This window comes from Blastococcus aggregatus (assembly GCF_900221005.1).
GTDB classification, from domain to species: domain Bacteria; phylum Actinomycetota; class Actinomycetes; order Mycobacteriales; family Geodermatophilaceae; genus Blastococcus; species Blastococcus aggregatus.
Genome location: NZ_OBQI01000002.1, coordinates 87,406 through 102,231 on the forward strand (window position 1 = coordinate 87,406; position 14,826 = coordinate 102,231).

General features: G+C 69.9%; 17 protein-coding genes and 2 pseudogenes. 8 read left to right on the forward strand and 11 right to left on the reverse strand.

The genetic code is table 11. The features are described 5' to 3' along the window. Window positions 1–14: 14 nt before the first annotated feature. The 8 genes and pseudogenes from CRP29_RS06090 (at window position 15) to CRP29_RS06130 (ending at window position 6,733) form a co-directional block, all read left to right on the forward strand. Window positions 15–1,853 carry a flavin-containing monooxygenase gene (locus CRP29_RS06090; RefSeq protein WP_097194209.1) on the forward strand — a complete coding sequence of 613 codons (1,839 nt, stop codon included), beginning with the start codon at window positions 15–17 and terminating at the stop codon, window positions 1,851–1,853. Window positions 1,854–2,072: 219 nt separating this feature from the next. Continuing rightward, window positions 2,073–2,801 (forward strand): annotated as a pseudogene (locus tag CRP29_RS06100) (amidase family protein). A 74-nt stretch (window positions 2,802–2,875) separates the two neighbouring features. After that, window positions 2,876–3,130 (forward strand): hypothetical protein, encoded by a 255-nt coding sequence (locus CRP29_RS06105; protein WP_097194212.1) that lies wholly within the window; start codon window positions 2,876–2,878, stop codon window positions 3,128–3,130. A 628-nt stretch (window positions 3,131–3,758) separates the two neighbouring features. Beyond that, on the forward strand, window positions 3,759–4,172 hold the full coding sequence (locus CRP29_RS06110; protein ID WP_097194213.1) for an FAS1-like dehydratase domain-containing protein: 414 nt from the start codon (window positions 3,759–3,761) through the stop codon (window positions 4,170–4,172). 4 nt (window positions 4,173–4,176) lie between these two features. Beyond that, complete coding sequence (locus CRP29_RS06115) at window positions 4,177–4,584, forward strand: MaoC family dehydratase (RefSeq protein WP_097194214.1); 408 nt, start codon at window positions 4,177–4,179, stop codon at window positions 4,582–4,584. Then, the gene (locus CRP29_RS06120; protein WP_097194215.1) at window positions 4,581–5,336 is read left to right on the forward strand and encodes an SDR family oxidoreductase; all 756 of its coding nucleotides are present in this window, start codon (window positions 4,581–4,583) and stop codon (window positions 5,334–5,336) included. Before CRP29_RS06115 ends, CRP29_RS06120 begins: the two co-directional genes overlap by 4 nt. A gap of 55 nt (window positions 5,337–5,391) precedes the next feature. Continuing rightward, complete coding sequence (locus tag CRP29_RS06125) at window positions 5,392–5,964, forward strand: TetR/AcrR family transcriptional regulator (RefSeq protein ID WP_097194216.1); 573 nt, start codon at window positions 5,392–5,394, stop codon at window positions 5,962–5,964. Window position 5,965: 1 nt separating this feature from the next. After that, window positions 5,966–6,733: an SDR family NAD(P)-dependent oxidoreductase gene (locus CRP29_RS06130; RefSeq protein ID WP_097194217.1), complete on the forward strand. Its 768-nt coding sequence runs from the start codon at window positions 5,966–5,968 to the stop codon at window positions 6,731–6,733. A 72-nt stretch (window positions 6,734–6,805) separates the two neighbouring features. On the opposite strand, the gene CRP29_RS06135 is transcribed toward CRP29_RS06130, so the two are convergent. The 11 genes and pseudogenes from CRP29_RS06135 to CRP29_RS06180 all read right to left on the reverse strand — a co-directional run bounded on the left by CRP29_RS06135 (window position 6,806) and on the right by CRP29_RS06180 (window position 14,819). Next, window positions 6,806–7,987 carry an acyl-CoA dehydrogenase family protein gene (locus CRP29_RS06135; protein WP_176522861.1) on the reverse strand — a complete coding sequence of 394 codons (1,182 nt, stop codon included), beginning with the start codon at window positions 7,985–7,987 and terminating at the stop codon, window positions 6,806–6,808. Further along, window positions 7,984–9,348: a thiolase family protein gene (locus CRP29_RS06140; protein WP_097194219.1), complete on the reverse strand. Its 1,365-nt coding sequence runs from the start codon at window positions 9,346–9,348 to the stop codon at window positions 7,984–7,986. Before CRP29_RS06140 ends, CRP29_RS06135 begins: the two co-directional genes overlap by 4 nt. 102 nt (window positions 9,349–9,450) lie before the next feature. Continuing rightward, window positions 9,451–9,585 (reverse strand): annotated as a pseudogene (locus tag CRP29_RS23790) (zinc ribbon domain-containing protein); the annotation flags it as partial. Next, window positions 9,582–9,923 (reverse strand): ferredoxin, encoded by a 342-nt coding sequence (gene fdxA, locus CRP29_RS06145; RefSeq protein WP_097194220.1) that lies wholly within the window; start codon window positions 9,921–9,923, stop codon window positions 9,582–9,584. The gene fdxA and the pseudogene CRP29_RS23790, both read right to left, overlap by 4 nt. 9 nt (window positions 9,924–9,932) lie before the next feature. Then, on the reverse strand, window positions 9,933–10,718 hold the full coding sequence (locus tag CRP29_RS06150) for an enoyl-CoA hydratase-related protein (protein ID WP_097194221.1): 786 nt from the start codon (window positions 10,716–10,718) through the stop codon (window positions 9,933–9,935). Next, entirely contained in the window at window positions 10,711–11,199 is a 489-nt protein-coding gene (locus CRP29_RS06155; protein WP_097194222.1) for an iron-sulfur cluster assembly protein, read from the reverse strand. Before CRP29_RS06155 ends, CRP29_RS06150 begins: the two co-directional genes overlap by 8 nt. Further along, window positions 11,196–11,915 (reverse strand): Phenylacetic acid catabolic protein, encoded by a 720-nt coding sequence (locus CRP29_RS06160; RefSeq protein WP_097194223.1) that lies wholly within the window; start codon window positions 11,913–11,915, stop codon window positions 11,196–11,198. Before CRP29_RS06160 ends, CRP29_RS06155 begins: the two co-directional genes overlap by 4 nt. Beyond that, entirely contained in the window at window positions 11,912–12,238 is a 327-nt protein-coding gene (locus CRP29_RS06165) for a hypothetical protein (RefSeq protein WP_097194224.1), read from the reverse strand. Before CRP29_RS06165 ends, CRP29_RS06160 begins: the two co-directional genes overlap by 4 nt. Further along, window positions 12,235–13,152, reverse strand: coding sequence for a Phenylacetic acid catabolic protein (locus CRP29_RS06170; protein ID WP_097194225.1), 918 nt, complete (start codon window positions 13,150–13,152; stop codon window positions 12,235–12,237). The genes CRP29_RS06165 and CRP29_RS06170 overlap by 4 nt, the downstream gene beginning before the upstream one ends. A 96-nt stretch (window positions 13,153–13,248) precedes the next feature. Next, window positions 13,249–14,046, reverse strand: a complete 798-nt coding sequence (locus CRP29_RS06175) for an ABC transporter ATP-binding protein (RefSeq protein WP_097194825.1) — start codon at window positions 14,044–14,046, stop codon at window positions 13,249–13,251. Beyond that, the gene (locus tag CRP29_RS06180) at window positions 14,043–14,819 is read right to left on the reverse strand and encodes an ABC transporter ATP-binding protein (RefSeq protein ID WP_097194226.1); all 777 of its coding nucleotides are present in this window, start codon (window positions 14,817–14,819) and stop codon (window positions 14,043–14,045) included. The genes CRP29_RS06175 and CRP29_RS06180 overlap by 4 nt, the downstream gene beginning before the upstream one ends. Between the last annotated feature and the right edge of the window lie 7 nt (window positions 14,820–14,826).

Consider the following 14,826-nt stretch of genomic DNA (forward strand, 5'->3'; position numbering starts at 1 on the left):
AGCAAGGTGCCCCCATGGGCGTTTCGGACACTCGGGGGGCCGGCCTCGCGCAGGAGATCTTCAACGCGTGGCTGACCCGGTTCGGTACCGCCCTGAACGACGCCGACGCGGAACGACTCAGCGCTTGCTTTCTGGCGGACGGCTTTTGGAAGGACCTTCTCGCCTTCGACTGGGACTTCCGCACCTACTCGGGCGTGGACGACATTCGGGCCGGTTTCGCCGCCACCCTTGAACGCGCACGGCCGCGTGCGGCCCGGGCTGCACCCGATCGTTCCGCGCCACGATTGCTGAAGCGCTCGGGCCAAGCCGTCGTAGAAGGATTCCTGGACCTGGACACCGACGTCGGACGAGCGAGCTGCTTCGTGCGCCTCCTGGTGGACGCGGCCGATCCGCCGGCCTCGAGGGCATGGATCGCGCTGACTGCGCTGCCGGGAATCCGCGGCTTCGAGGAGCAGATCGGCGAGCGGCGGCCGACGGGCCACCGGCACACGGCGCACGTCCCCGGCGACAACTGGCTGGACGAGCGCCTCCGGACCCAGCGGTATGAGGACCGCGACCCCCAAGTCCTGATCGTCGGTGGCGGCCACGCCGGCCTGAGTCTCGCCGCACGGCTCGGGCAGATGGGCGTGGACGCCTTGATCGTGGAACGAAACGCCCGTATCGGGGACAACTGGCGAGACCGGTACCACTCGCTGACGCTGCACAACGAGGTCTGGGCGAACAGCCTCCCCTACCTGCCCTTCCCAGCGACCTGGCCGACGTTCCTGCCGAAAGACAAGCTGGCCGGCTGGCTGGCGGCCTACGCCGAGTTCATGGAACTCAACGTCTGGACAGACACCGAACTCCTCAATGGCGCCTATGACGAGTCGACCGGCAAATGGACCGCCCACCTCCGCACGGGTGACCAACCGGAGCGCGTCGTTCGCGTCCCCCACATCGTGATGGCTACTGGCAGCGTCAGCGGACTGCCGCGCTTGCCCGCGATGACCGGTCTCGACTCCTTCACCGGCGACGTCCTGCACTCCAGTCACTTCACCGACGGAGCCTCGTACGCGGGGAAGCGGGCTGTCGTCGTCGGCACCGGCAACAGCGGCCACGACGTCGCCCAGGACCTGCACAGCCACGGCGCCGAGGTCACCATGGTTCAGCGCAGCCCCACGTGCGTCATCAGCCTCGTCCCGAGCGGGACGATGGTGTACGCGCTCTATTCCGAAGGTCCGCCGATCGAGGACGTCGACCTCATCACCGCCGCGATTCCGTATCCGGTCCTGAAGAGCAGCTACCAGTGGCTCACCAAGCGGACGCGCGAACTCGACGGCGAACTCCTAAACGGCCTGCACGCCGTCGGCTTCGAGACAGACTTCGAGCCCGACGGGACAGGCTTCCACATGCGGTACTTGCGCACGGGTGGTGGCTACTACATCAACGTCGGATGCTCGGAGCTGATCGCCAGGCGCGAGGTCGGTCTCGTCCAGGCCCGCGACATCGACAGGTTCACGTCCGCCGGACTGCGGCTTGCCGACGGCACGGGCATCCCTTGCGACGTGGTCGTTCTGGCGACCGGGTACGAGAACCAGCAGCAGGGTCTTCGGCGGCTCTTCGGCGATGACGTGGCCGACCGCGTCGGACCAATCTGGGGGTTCGATGAGAACCATTTCATGCGCAACATGTGGCGGCGGACCGCCCAGCGCGGTCTGTGGATCATGGGCGGCGCCATGAACGAGTCGCGGCTGTGGTCGCGGTTCCTCGCCCTCCAGATCCGCGCCGACCTCAGCGGCCTGCTGCCGTCTCTCCGGACGAACGCGACCCGGGATGCCGACGTGCTCTCGGACTCCGCCGCCCGGGGGAAGTGATCCGCTCACCCTACCGCGCGCGACGCGCGCACCCGCCCGTCCGACCCTCGTCCCGTGACCGGAACGACTCCCCTCGTCGCCACATGATCACGAAGGAGTTCTCATGCGTCCGGCCGTGTCTACGGCCACCTACGCCCCCCTGCCGTCGCCAGCTCCAGGAGTACGCCGCACGACACCGCATGACCTTGACCGACGAGCAGGCCCGCCGAGTTCGCACCGGTGATCCCCGGGATCCTGCAGGGTTTCGACAAGATCGACGAGCTGCCCGAGCCGCCGGTCACGCTCGCCTTCCACGACCGGGATCCCGGCCGGCCGGGCACCGCTGCCCGCGGAGGACCCCTACAACGCCTACATCCGGTTCTGCCCCGTGAAGGCGCTGCCGATGGCCCGCTCGCCGGGGTGTGCGCGGCGGTCGAGGACTCCACCGCGGTGGTCGGCGTGCCGATGACCAACGGTTCCCGCATGCAGCCGGTGCGGGTCCCCTCGGAGGACGCCGTCGTCGTCGAGCGACTGCTCGCCGCGGGGCCACCGTGACCGGGAAGACCAACCTGGAAGACATGGCGATGAGGCTCGGCGAGGGGAGCGCCTACGGTGCGGCGCGACCCGCGGTTCCGCGCCGGCGGGTCGTCGAGCAAATCGGCCGCCGCCGTGGCACCGGGCGCGGCCGACATCGCGCTCGGCGCCGACGAGGCGGGCAGCGTCCAGATCCCTGCGTCCTGGTCCGGCCTCGTCGGCGTGAAGGCCACGCACGGCCTCGTCCCGTCCTACGGCATGACCTACATGGATCACACGATCGACCACATCGGGCCGATCACGCCCTCCGTCGAGTCCAACGTCCGAGTGCTCGAGGTGATCGCTGGGGAGGACGAGCGCGACCCGCAATGGTTCCGCGGTTCTGTGCCACGGGCAGCTAAACCGCCGGACTCGATCGTGGCGTACGCGGCATGACCTTCGGCAATCGTGCAGGAGGCACTGGCGCCCATCGGCTGCAGCCCCGATGTCCTGGCTGCCTTCGAGTCCGCGTGCGACGTCTCAGGAACGCCGCCGCGACGGTCAAGGTCGCGGCCGTCCCGCTGTGGAGTTCGGCGTGGACGATCCAGAGCGGTGTTCTTGGGTTCGTCCTCCGGGCGATGATCGACTCCGGCGGAGCCGGCTACGGCCACATGGGGCGGATCAACACGGCCACGATGCAGACCGCCGTGTCCCAGATGCGGACCAGCGCCGACGACCTGGCCCTGATAACCCGCCTGCTCCTGATCGCCGTCGAGCGCATCTGAGGGAGGTCTACCTGGGCGTGCACTAGGCCAAGACCCAGAACCTCCGTCTGGAGTGCGCCGACAGGTAGAGCAGGCGCTGAGTGGCGTGGACGCGCTGCTGACGCCGACCACTCCGACGGTGGCCACTGAGCTGCTGAACAGACGGGCCGGGTCCCTGGGGATGGTCGACCGCCTGGCCGGCCTCGCGGTCCGAAAACGTGCGCGCTCGATCTCACCGGTCGTCCGGCGGTTACCATTCCGGCCGGCACCGGGCTGCACGGCCTTCTCGTCGGGCTGCAGATCATCGGTCCCCGGCTATCTCAGACGAACCTCCACCGGGTCGCAGCAGTGGTGGAGGACGCCCTCCCGCTCCCGGCGGCGACTGCCGCTGACGCGCCCGAAGCAGTCGGCTGACGTCGGTGGGCCCGGTCGGGCGGCGGGCGTCGGCCGCCAGGCCCCACGCAGAGAGCAGGAGGCGCAGACCGTCGGCCACGACGCAATGCCTGCAGAGCCGAACGACTTTCCCGGACGTCGTTCCGGCAGCGGCGGCGCGTCAACGCTACGGACTCTTGATAGATCAACCGATTAGGAGCAAAGTGGAACGAGTCCGACGTCGACGAGCCGCCCCCGGCGGCAACAGAGGAGTGACATGGCCAGGCAGGTCGGGCACCGATTTCCCGCCCGGGAGTTCACCGTCGACCCGGTTCGCGTCGAGGAGTACGTCATGGCTCTCGGCGTCGAGCCCGAGCCGGAATACCGCGCCGAGTTCGGGGCGGTCGTCCCACCCGGCTTCTTCATGTACGTCACCACGTACGGCGCAGGGCCGGTGCACGACATGCTCGACTTCGACATGTTCCGCACCGTCTACGGCGGGAGCGAGATCGAGTACCGGCAACCGGTGCGGGTGGGCGACCGGCTCTCGGTGACCCCCGAGATCTCAGGGGTCAGCGAGAAGGACGGCAAGTCCGGGCACCTCACCTTCGTTGAACTGACCACCGAGTACGCCCGGGAAGACGGCACCGTGGTGATCGTCGAGCGTTCCAACACCGTGCAGAGGAGCTGAGTACATGTCACTGCGAGTCGGGGACGAACTGCCCGAGGTCCTCACGCCGGCGATCGACCGGCTGCGGATCGCCTACATGGCGGTGTCCATGAGGGATCCCAACCTGGTGCACGTGGAGGACTCCTACGCTGCCAAGTCAGGGCTGCCCAGCGTGATCGCACACGGCACCTTCGTGACCTCGTACGCCGGCGCCGCAGTCAGCCGTGCCGTGGGCGTGGACGCCGTCCGGAGGATCCGGGTCGACGTGACAGCACCGGTGTTCCCGGGCGACGTGCTGCGTACGCAGGCGGTCGTGACCGGCGCCGACCCTGCGGCCGACGGTCAGCTCCTCACGATCGACGTGACCGTGACCAACCAGGACGGGGTGCGCGTCGGTCGGGGAACGGCCACCGTCGAACAGCCGGCGGCATGACGAACCCGGCCGCACCGGCGGCGCCTGTGGCAGTAGTCACAGGGGCTGCCCAGGGCATCGGCGCAGCGGTCTGCGACGCGCTCCTGGACGCCGGCTGGCGGGTCGCCGCACTCGACCTGCAAGAGCCCATGCCCGGTGCCCTCACCGATCTCGCGGCCCGGCACGAGGGGCGGTTGAGTTATCACCGGGCCGACGTCGCCGACGGGCCCGCTCTCATGGCGGCGCTGGACGAGGCGACCCGGGCGCTCGGGCCGCTCGTGGCCGGCGTGGCCAATGCGGGCACCTGGCGCGACGCCCGGCTGCAACGGATGACCGACGAGGCGTGGGACGAAGTGCTCCGCGTCGACCTCACCGCCGCCTTCCTGCTCACCCGGGCGCTGTGGCCGACCATGAAGGAGGCCGGCTTCGGCCGCCTCGTCTACATCTCCTCCATCGCCAAGGACGGCAACGTCGGCCAGGCGAACTACGCGGCCGCAAAGGCCGGCCTGGTAGGCCTCGGCCGCACCGCGGCAGCCGAGGGAGGCACCCTGGGCGTCACTGCGAACATCATCTGCCCCGGCGTGATCGAGACGCCGGCCCAGGCAGACTTCCGCGGCCGGGCACCGGAGGCCTTCGAGGCCTTCCTGTCCCGGGTCCCCATGCGGCGGGCAGGGTCCCCGGCAGACGTCGCGGCCGTCGTGCGGTTTCTCTGCAGCCGCGACGCTGGTTATGTGACGAGCCAGACGATCTACGTCGACGGCGGGCTCTCCTGATGGGGCAATCTAGAGTGATGCGGTCCGTACCGTCACTGGAGAAGCTGGGACACAGATGACCGAGGAGTACGAGGTCAAACGGCGGGACATCCTGGAGGGGGCCTCAGAGGTCTTCGTCCGGCGCGGCTTCGCCGCAGGCACCACCAAGGAGATCGCGGCAGAGGTGGGCCTCAGCCAGCCGGCGATCTACCACTACGTTGGCTCCAAGGCGGACCTGCTGCGCGAGATCGCCCTGCAGGTCGACCGGGACATGCTGGCCGCCCTCGACACCGGGATGGCGTCATCGGACGACCCCGCCGTGCAACTGCGCAACGTCCTCCACGCGTACACCGCTGCCGTCGTCCACGACCGCCGCTCCTTCGCCGTCTTCTGGCAGGAACTGCACTCCATGGAGCCGGGGGTCAGAGAGAAGATCGCCGCCGACGAGCGCGACTTCGTCGTCAAGGTCGGCGGGCTGATCCAGGACCTCCAGGAACGGGGGCAGATGCCCGAGGGCCCGCCGCTGCTCATGGCCCGCGCGATCCTCAGCATGCCCAGCTGGATGTACCACTGGTACCGGCCCAGCGGAAGCCTCGAGGCCAAGGGCATCGCCGACATCTACTGCCGCCTGATCGGATTGGACATGTGACGTGACCTTCCTCTCCCCTTCATCCTTCTCGGGCCAGGTAGCCCTTGTGACCGGCGCCGGGCAGGGCGTCGGCGAAGCGATCGCAACGAGGCTTGCCGCCGCGGGAGCCGACCTGGCCCTGGTGGATCTGCGCGCCGACACCGTGCGCGCCGTCGCCGACAGGATCGTTTCAGAGACGGGCCGGGTCGTGCGCCATTACGCCGCAGACGTGCGGGACCGCGAGGCGCTGGCGTCGGTGGTGGAGGACGCGGAAGGCCTGGCCGGTCGCCTGGACGTGCTGGTGAACAACGCCGGGATGTGGATCAGCGGTCGCTTCCTCGAGTCGTCCCCGGAGGACTGGCAGACTCAGCTCGACGTCAATCTCGGTGGGGTGCTGCACCTGTCTCACCTGGTCGTCCCAGGCATGACGCGACACGGCTACGGGCGCGTGGTGAACGTCATCTCCGACTCGGCCCGCGTGGGGGAACCCGGGGTCTCCGTGTACGCCGCCGCCAAGGCTGCGGTCGCAGGCTTTTCGCGGGTGCTGGCCAAGGAGGTCGGCAAGCACGGGGTCACTGTCAACTGCGTGTCCCTGTCGACCACCGTCACTCCCGGCGCTCACGACACCTTCACCGAGGAGCAGCTGGACCGGATGCCGAAGTTCTATCCGGTTCGCCGCCTGGGCCGACCGGAGGACGCCGCCGCGGCGGTCACGTACTTCGCCGGCCGCGACGCAGAGTGGGTCACCGGGCAGACACTGAGTGTCAACGGCGGCTACGCTACCCTCTGAACGGCTACCCTCTGAACGTTCGCTGACGTCGGACGGCCGCCCACCACGCGCACGCGGGCGGCCGTCGGGCGGCTACTTGCCGAAGAGCTCGCGGGCGAGCGTGTTGAGCGCACTCTCCGTGGTCCCACCGGCGATCGTCCAGCCACGCGCCTCCCGGTAGACCCGCTCGGCGGGATGGCCGGCGTGTCGGACGACCCCCCGCCAGCCGAGCGCCTGGATTGCCGCCTCGGACGCGGCGACTGCGACCTCGGAGGCAGCCAGCTTGGCCATGGCGGTCTCCGTCGCCGGAGGGAAGCCATACTCGTCGGCAAGCCGGGCGGCGCGGTAGGTGAGCAGGCGCGCCTGCTCCAGCTGCAGGGCGAGCCGGGCCCAGGTCCACCGCAGACCCTGGTGATCGGCCAGCCGCCGGCCGGCCTGCGTCCGTTCCCGTAAATGGGTCACGGCGCGATCGATCGAGCCCTGCGCCACCCCCAGGCAGATGCCGGCGATGCCGAGACGCAGCGCGTCGTACACGTGCAGGGTGTCCCGCAGGCCCTGGGTGGAGCCCGCCTCCCCCGCCACGAGGACGTTCTCCGGCGGGACAACGCAGGCCTCGAAGCGGACCGCCACCTCGGGGATGGCGTTGCCGCCCATCTTCGACCAGGTCGACTCAACCACGAGTCCGGTCGTGTTAGAGGGGACCAGCACCGCGCCCAGCCCCTCCAGCCCGGTGCCTCCGAAGCGGCCGACGACGAGCAAGGCGTCGGCCAGTCCGCCCGCGGTCACGAAGCACTTGTGCCCGTCCACGCGGACCGACCCGTCGTCGAGGCGGGTGAACGTGGTCGCCAGATCACCCAGGGCCGTGCCGGCGTCATACTCGGTGATGGCGATCGAGATGATCGAGTCCCCCGACAACACTCGCGGCACCCACCGGGCCGCCAGCCGCGGATCGCCGATACGGGCGATGGCGTAGGCCGGGCCGTTGAGGGCGACGTGGACGGCCTCTGTCAGCACGAAGGACCGGGCAGCCAGCTGTTCCTGCAGCAGGACCGCGTCCAGCCGGGAGCCGCCCCGGCCGCCTTGATCCGCGGGGCAGGTCAGCCGGAGGACCCCTTCGTCGGCGAGGCGTCGGTACTCCTTCCACGGGAACTCGGCGCGCTCCTCCCACGCGTGGTCGTCGGGCGCGAGGCTCGCAGCCAGCCGTGCGGCCCACGCGCGGACGGTGAGCTCGTCGTCCGAGAGCCCGTAGCGCTCGGCGACCCGGGGGCCGCTCACCGGACCCGCCGCAGGACGCCGATCGTGCACGCGTTGGTCTCCAGTTCCAGCACGGTCCCGCCCATCGTGTGAAGCAGCGCGACCCCGGGGTCGGCGAGCTGGCGGTCACCGGCCTCGCCGCGTAGCTGCCGCACCAGTTCGGTCACCTGGGCCAGGCCGGTGGCGCCCGGCGGGTGGCCGCGCGAGAGCAGGCCGCCGCTCGGATTGAGCATCGCGCCGGTGGACCCGCCCGCGAAATCGCCGGCCATCAGCCGGTGGCCTGCCGTCCCGGCCTCGGCTAGTCCCAGGTACTCCAGGTTGGTCAAGGCGGCGGGGGCGAAGGCGTCGTGGAGCTCGACGACGCCGATGTCACGAGCGTCAATCCCCGCCTGTGCGTACACCGACCGCGCCACACGCTGCACGACGCTGCCACCGGTGAACCGGTCCTTGGTCAGGCCGGTGTGCAGGCCGAGCGCGGCGATCTGCACCGGGGGGTGCGGAAGACGGCCGGCCAGGTGGTCGGCGACGACCACCACGGCAGCCGCGCCGTCGGCGTTGGGGGCGCACTGGAACAGCGTCAGCGGATCGGCGATCGGGCGCGAGGCCAGGACCTCCTGGCGGCTGACCGTGCCGCGCCGGAATGCCTTCTCGTTGCCCACGGCATTGGCGCGGCTGCGCACGACGACCTCGGCGAAGGCGTCGAGGGCGACGTCGTACGTGGCTCGGTACCGGTCGCCGACCAGGGCGTAGAGCGCTGGCAGGGTGACGCCGATTCCGGCCACCGGGTCGTCCTGGTCCAGGGCGATGAGCCCACCACCGGACCGGACCGGCACGTCCGCACCGACTGCGACGACGACGTCGGCCATCCCGGCGCGGATGAGGGCGACCGCCTCGGCGAGGGCGGACGTGCCGCTGGCGCAGGCGTTCTCCACATTGACCAGCCGCCGCCCGCCCCACGGCACGTGCCGCAGCATCCGCTGCCCGAGGGCCGCCGTGGAGAAGGCGCTGCCGACGACGACGGCGTCCACGTCGTGCGGCGACAGGCCTGCGTCGGCCACGGCCGCGAGCGCAGCCCGCCCGGCGAGTTCCTCCGCGGGAAGGTCCGGGCGACCGAACGCGGTCGTCGCTACACCCGCCACCGTGACGTCCAACGGACCGCCATGGCTGGGACGCACCGACCCGTCCGGGGCGCCGGTGTCACGACTGCCGGACGGTACCGGCTCGCCGGCGGGATCGGCCGCGAAGACCGGGCCGACGACGGGGCCTGTCTCGTCGTCCCGGAGATGCCCGGTGCGGACTGTCGCCACGGCGCCGTGGTCGGGGGCCTCGTCCTGGAACCGCACCATCACCCGGAGATCGCCCGCCAGCTCTACGACGCCCACGTCGTAGGTGTCAGGAAAGCCGGGAGGTGAGACCCGGATTCGGGACCGCGCCACCACCCGGCCGCTGCGCGGAAGCAGGCACGGGCGCGTCTCTGAGCCGCACCGCCAGCAGAACGCCCGGGGCGGGAAGGACGGCGTGGCACAGCTGACGCACACCGCGCCCCGCAACGCCGCTGCCCCGGAGTCGTACCAGGAGCCCTCCCCGAGGATCCGCGCGCCGCCGACAGCGGTAGTCACGAGACGCCCCCGGCAGCCTGCGCCAACGGGGTGTCCACGCCGACGCGGCCGATCTTCGCCGCCCCGCCTGGCGAGCCCAGCGGGGCCGAGCGGCCAGGCAGGACATCGAGGAAGAACCGCGCGTTGTCCGCGACGAACTCTTTCTGCTCCTCGGGCACCTTCCGGTGCGGGGAGATGGCCTCGACGGGACAGACTGCCTCGCACGCGCCGCAGTCGATGCACTCGTTGGGCTGGATGTAGAGCTTGCGGTCGCCCTCGTAGATGCAGTCGACAGGGCACTCCTCCATGCAGGACTTGTCCATCGTGTCGATGCAGGCGCTGCCGATCACGAACGGCATGTCAGCTCCTTAGTTCCTGGAATCGGGACGGAAGTCCGGCTTCCGCTTCTCGACGAACGCCTGCATCCCCTCCCGCGATTCGGGGGTGTCGTGGAAGAAGGTGATCAGCTCCATGCCCTGGGTCACCGCACCTGACAGCTGATCCGAGCCCTGGTTGATGGCCATCTTGGCCAGTCGCAGAGCGGTCGGGCTTTTCTCGAGCAACGACCGGCACCACTCGTCGACGGCGGCGTCCAGCTGGTCGCCGGGCACGACCTTGTTGACCCAGCCCATCGTCTCGGCCTCGGCGGCGGTGTAGCGGTTGCAGAGGTAGACGATCTCCCTGGCCCGCTTCTCACCCACCGACCGCGGCAGCAGCTGCGTGACCCACCAGTTGGGGGTGCTGCCCATCTTCGGACCGGTCTGTCCGAACGAGGCGTGCTCGGCGGCGATGGTGAGGTCGCACTGCATGTTCAGCTCGTTGCCAGCCCCGATGCAATAGCCGTTGACCCGCGCGATGATCGGCTTGCCGGCGTTCCGCATCTCGTGCGACAGCCGCAGCAGCTCGGCGTTCATGGCGCGGTCGACGTCGATGGTGAAGTCGCTGAAGTCCCCGACGTCACCACCTGTGCAGAACGCGCGGTCACCGGTGCCGGTGAGTACGACCACGCCGACCGACCGGTCGTTCGCCGCGGTCTCGAAGCACTCCCGCATCCGCTTGGCGCCGTCCAGGGTGAAGGCGTTAAGGCGTTCTGGGCGGTTCAGGGTGATCCGGGCGACGCCATCCGTCACCTCGTACAGGACCTCGTCACCCACGGGTACCTCCTATGGCGGCCGCGGCAGCGGTCGACCCCTTCAGCGCGTCGTACGTGGAACCGCAGGACCGGCACGAGAACGGGACCTTGCAGACGGAGCCGCCGAAAGCTCCCTCGCTGCGCACGTCGGGGGACCCGCAGAATGGGCAGGCCGTCGACGCACCGACACCGGGGTCGGCGTAGCCGATCTGCAGGAGTACCTGAGTGCCCCGGCCGGAGACGTCGCTGCCGCGCCACGTAGCGATCTCCCAGTCGACCTCCACGTCCACGTCCGGTGCGACCGACCGCACGGCCTCGTGCACCCGCCGCGCCATCTCCCCGCGCGCCGGACAGGCCAGCCGGGTGGGGCGGAGGACGACGCGCGCCTGTCCCCCGGTGACCCGCACGTCCCGGACGACGCCGAGGTCCTGCAGAGTGATCGGGACCTCCGGGTCCTCGACGGTGGCCACGGCCGCGCGGACGCGGTCTTGGAGGTCGCTCATCGGTAGAGTCCCCTTACTCCGTCGCCGGCGCCGACGCGCAACGACTGGATCTCGCCGAGGATGTCGGCCAGGTCCGAGCCCGCGAGTTCCCCGCGCGGCGCCGGGATCCGACCGAGGGCGTCGACGGAGACGCCGACCGCGGTCAGCGGTCCCGACACCGAGTCAACCCAAGCAGCGTGCGCGGCCTCGCCGTTGGCCTGGTCGAAGGCCGGCGACCCGAACACGTCGGTCGCCAGCGGGAGCACCTTGGCGGCGCGGGCACGCAACTCGTCCCCCGTCCGCTGGTCCTGGCCCAGCATGCTGACCCAGCGCTCCCAGTGAGTGACGTGCAGGCGCTGCTCGGCCGCGATGACCTGGCCGGCGCTCTGCAGCTCCGGACGGCGGGCGTGCGAGAGGAGCACGGAGCCGACCTCACCGACGGAGGCGAGCAGATAACCCCGGAGCACCGTCGCCGGCCAGTCGTCCAGCCGGTGCACGACCAGCGCAGTGGGCTGCCATGCCTGCACGGGGCGCTCGAAGATGAAGGCGTCCCGGCCCTCGTCGTCCAGGCCCGCGAACTCCATCAACGTGGCGGCGTGCGCCAGCTCCTCCTGGGAGATCGACCCGACCGCCAGGGACTCCTCGAGGTCCACGTAGTCGGTGATCCACCGGCTCAGCAGGTGACCGTGCAGGAAGCGGTCCTCAGCGACCCGGAGCAGGCCGTCGAGCCGGGTCACGAGGAGGCCTCCGCCGCGGCCAGGGCCGCGGCCTTCATGCGGGCGCGGCGGTGCCGGCCGGGAAAGGCTGGCACCCGGTAGCTGAGCCGGGACGGGGACCGGAGGGCTTCGGCATCCGACGGCTCACTGAGCACCATGGCCGCGCGTTGTGCGACCCAGAGCAGGGTGCAGTCCTCCCGGCGGGTGTAGATCTCCTTCGCCGCGTGCCACGCTAGCTCCGGGTCACCGGACCGCACACTGCCCAGCCAGCGGATGGGCTCCTGAGGGTCGTCGCCGAAGCGGGCGAAGACCTCGTAGACGTCGGCGTCCCCCCCGCGCCTCATACCGCCGCCTTCAACGCCACATCGCGGTAGGTGGCGTTGCGCTCGAGACTGGCGGCGATGTGGCTGCGCCACTGCTCGTAGCGGGGGCCGCCCTCCTTGATGATCCGCTTGGTCTCCACCCAGTCCGGGGACGCGTAGTCCCACTCCTGCCGCTCGTCGTCGAAGCGCGCGAGCTGGGGGTCGACGTGGATGCCGAGCTCCTTGAACACCGGGATGATCTTGGTCAGCCACTGCTGACGCAGTTCGTCGTTCGAGCGGACCTTGAGCCCGAACTTGTACATCGGGTTGGACCGGTACGTGTCGCTGTCCGGCGGGCCGAAGTAGGCGAGCAGTCGCGGGAGCCAGGTCTCGAAGGCCTCCTGCGCCCTCTGACGCTGCTCGGCCGTCCCGTACACCATCGTCTGGTGGGTCATGTCCATGGCGTGGTGGTAGTGGAAGCTCTCCTCCTTCTCGATCTTGCGGAGAGCGCGCGTGTACGGGAGGTAGGTGCCGTGGTGCAGCGCCTGAAACTGCACGATCGCGGAGCTGTTCATCAGCAGCGCGGCCGGGCCGAGTTCCTCCCAGGAGTCGAAGCCGTAGTGGAAGATGTTTAGCAGGTTGGTGCGGCCCTCAACGAAGTCGGTCAGGATCTGCTCGCGCGGCAGGCCGAGGTCCTCGGCGACCCGGGCGGTCACGTGACCGTGGCCGACCTCGTCCTGCACCTTGGCGATCAGCATCTGCTTGCGGGCGTAGTCCGGCGCGCGGTCAATCCACTCCGTGAACGGGAGCACGCCAACAACCTCGGCCAGTGCCTGGAACGACGCGATTCGTGCGGCCGCCTCGCGGTAGCCCTCGGGCATCTCGCTCCACAGTTCGTACTTGCGGGCGAGTCGCTGTTCGCTCTCGTCGACCTCGTCCGGCGCCAGGACAGTCATCGTGGGACTCCTTGAATCGTTCGATCAACCGATTGAGATACTATAGGTGTACCCGCCATCCGCAATCCACACAAGGGGCCGGACGGGCCGTGCCGATCAGCCGGGCGAGCCGGCGCGCGTCATCTCCGTGTCATCGACACCGAGGTAGGCCGTACGCACCGCCGGGTTCTCGGCCACCGCGTCGGGAGCACCGTCGGCGATCTTGACCCCGTGGTCCAGGACGACGATTCGCTCGGCGAGGTCCATGACCATCTGCATGTCGTGCTCGACCCAGAGCATCGGCAGACCGCGGTCATGGCGGATCCGCAGCATGAAACGGGCGAAGTCCTCCTTCTCCTGCCGGGTGAGCCCCGACGAGGGCTCGTCCAGCAGCAGGACCCGCGGCTCCATACAGAGCGCCCGCGCCACCCCGACCAGCTTCTGGACGCCGAACGGCAGGCTGCTGACCGGCCGGTTGCGTACCTGCTCCAGCTCGAAGAAGTCGATGACTTCCTCCACCACGGCCCGCTGGGCGACCTCGCGCCGCAGGTAGGGACCCACGCGCACCGCCATCGACAGCAGGCTGCCCTTGAGCTGGCGGTGCCGCCCGACCATGAGGTTGTCCACGACCGTCAGGCCGGCGAAGAGCTCCGCGTGCTGGAAGGCGCGGCCGACGCCACCGGTGGCGATCTTGTGCACCGGCACGCCGTTCAGGCTGCGCCCCTCCAGCCGCACCTCACCGCTGGACGGACGGTAGATGCCCGAGATGCTGTTGAGCAGCGCGGTCTTGCCTGCGCCGTTCGGCCCGATCAGCGCCACGAGTTCCTGCCCCGACAGGTCGAAGGACACGTCGTCGACGGCGGTGATGCCACCGAAGGTGATACGGACCTTGTCAACTTCCAGGGTCGGGATCATCCCGCCCACCTCCGCTTCCGTCGGTACTGCTTGACGTCCCGGTAGGAGCGTCGCTGGTCGTCGCCGTTCCCGGTCCCCAGGTAGAACTCCATGATGTCGCCATGGGACAGCAGCGCCTCCGGGGTGCCGTCGTGCACGAGGCGCCCGTCCTCCATGACGTAGCCGTAGTCGGCGACCGCGAGCGCCGCGGCGGCGTTCTGCTCCACCAGCAGCACGGTGAGGCCACGCTCCCGCTGCACCCGCTGCAGCTCGCCGAGCAGGTCGCTGGTCACCCGGGGGGCGAGCCCGAGCGACAGTTCGTCGACGAGCAGCACTTCCGGTTCGGTGACCAGGGCCATCGCCAGGGCCAGCAGCTGTTTCTCCCCGCCGGACAGGTAGCCCGCCGTACGGCCGGCGAGCTCCCCGAGCCGGGGGAACTCCTCGTAGACAGCCCGGGCCTTGCCTGCCGATCCGGCGGTGAGCTTGATGTTGTCGGTGACGGTCAGTGTGTCGAACACCTTGTCGCGTTCCGGGACCAGCGCGATACCCAGCCGCGACACCCGGTGCGGGGCGAGCCGGTTGAGTCGCCTGCCCTTGTAGACGATCTCCCCGCCCACGACGTCGGCGTTCTCCATGCCGATGAAGCCGGAGATGGCAGTCAGGGTCGTGGTCTTCCCGGCGCCGTTGGTGCCGAGGAGCGTGGTGATCTTGCCCTGCTCCGCGTGCATGGAGACCCCGCGCACCGCGGTGGCCGTCTTGTTGTACGCGACCTCGACCTGATGCAGCTCGAGCATGTCGGCC

Bases quoted from the DNA above. Each gene is read 5' to 3' on its own strand.
- CRP29_RS06090 (WP_097194209.1), top strand. From the start codon at position 15: ATGGGCGTTTCGGACACTCGGGGGGCCGGCCTCGCGCAGGAGATCTTC.
- CRP29_RS06110 (WP_097194213.1), top strand. From the start codon at position 3,759: ATGGCCAGGCAGGTCGGGCACCGATTTCCCGCCCGGGAGTTCACCGTC.
- CRP29_RS06115 (WP_097194214.1), top strand. From the start codon at position 4,177: ATGTCACTGCGAGTCGGGGACGAACTGCCCGAGGTCCTCACGCCGGCG.
- CRP29_RS06120 (WP_097194215.1), top strand. From the start codon at position 4,581: ATGACGAACCCGGCCGCACCGGCGGCGCCTGTGGCAGTAGTCACAGGG.
- CRP29_RS06125 (WP_097194216.1), top strand. From the start codon at position 5,392: ATGACCGAGGAGTACGAGGTCAAACGGCGGGACATCCTGGAGGGGGCC.
- fdxA (WP_097194220.1), bottom strand. From the start codon at position 9,923: ATGCCGTTCGTGATCGGCAGCGCCTGCATCGACACGATGGACAAGTCC.
- CRP29_RS06155 (WP_097194222.1), bottom strand. From the start codon at position 11,199: ATGAGCGACCTCCAAGACCGCGTCCGCGCGGCCGTGGCCACCGTCGAG.
- CRP29_RS06165 (WP_097194224.1), bottom strand. From the start codon at position 12,238: ATGAGGCGCGGGGGGGACGCCGACGTCTACGAGGTCTTCGCCCGCTTC.
- CRP29_RS06170 (WP_097194225.1), bottom strand. From the start codon at position 13,152: ATGACTGTCCTGGCGCCGGACGAGGTCGACGAGAGCGAACAGCGACTC.
- CRP29_RS06175 (WP_097194825.1), bottom strand. From the start codon at position 14,046: ATGATCCCGACCCTGGAAGTTGACAAGGTCCGTATCACCTTCGGTGGC.
- CRP29_RS06180 (WP_097194226.1), bottom strand. From the start codon at position 14,819: ATGCTCGAGCTGCATCAGGTCGAGGTCGCGTACAACAAGACGGCCACC.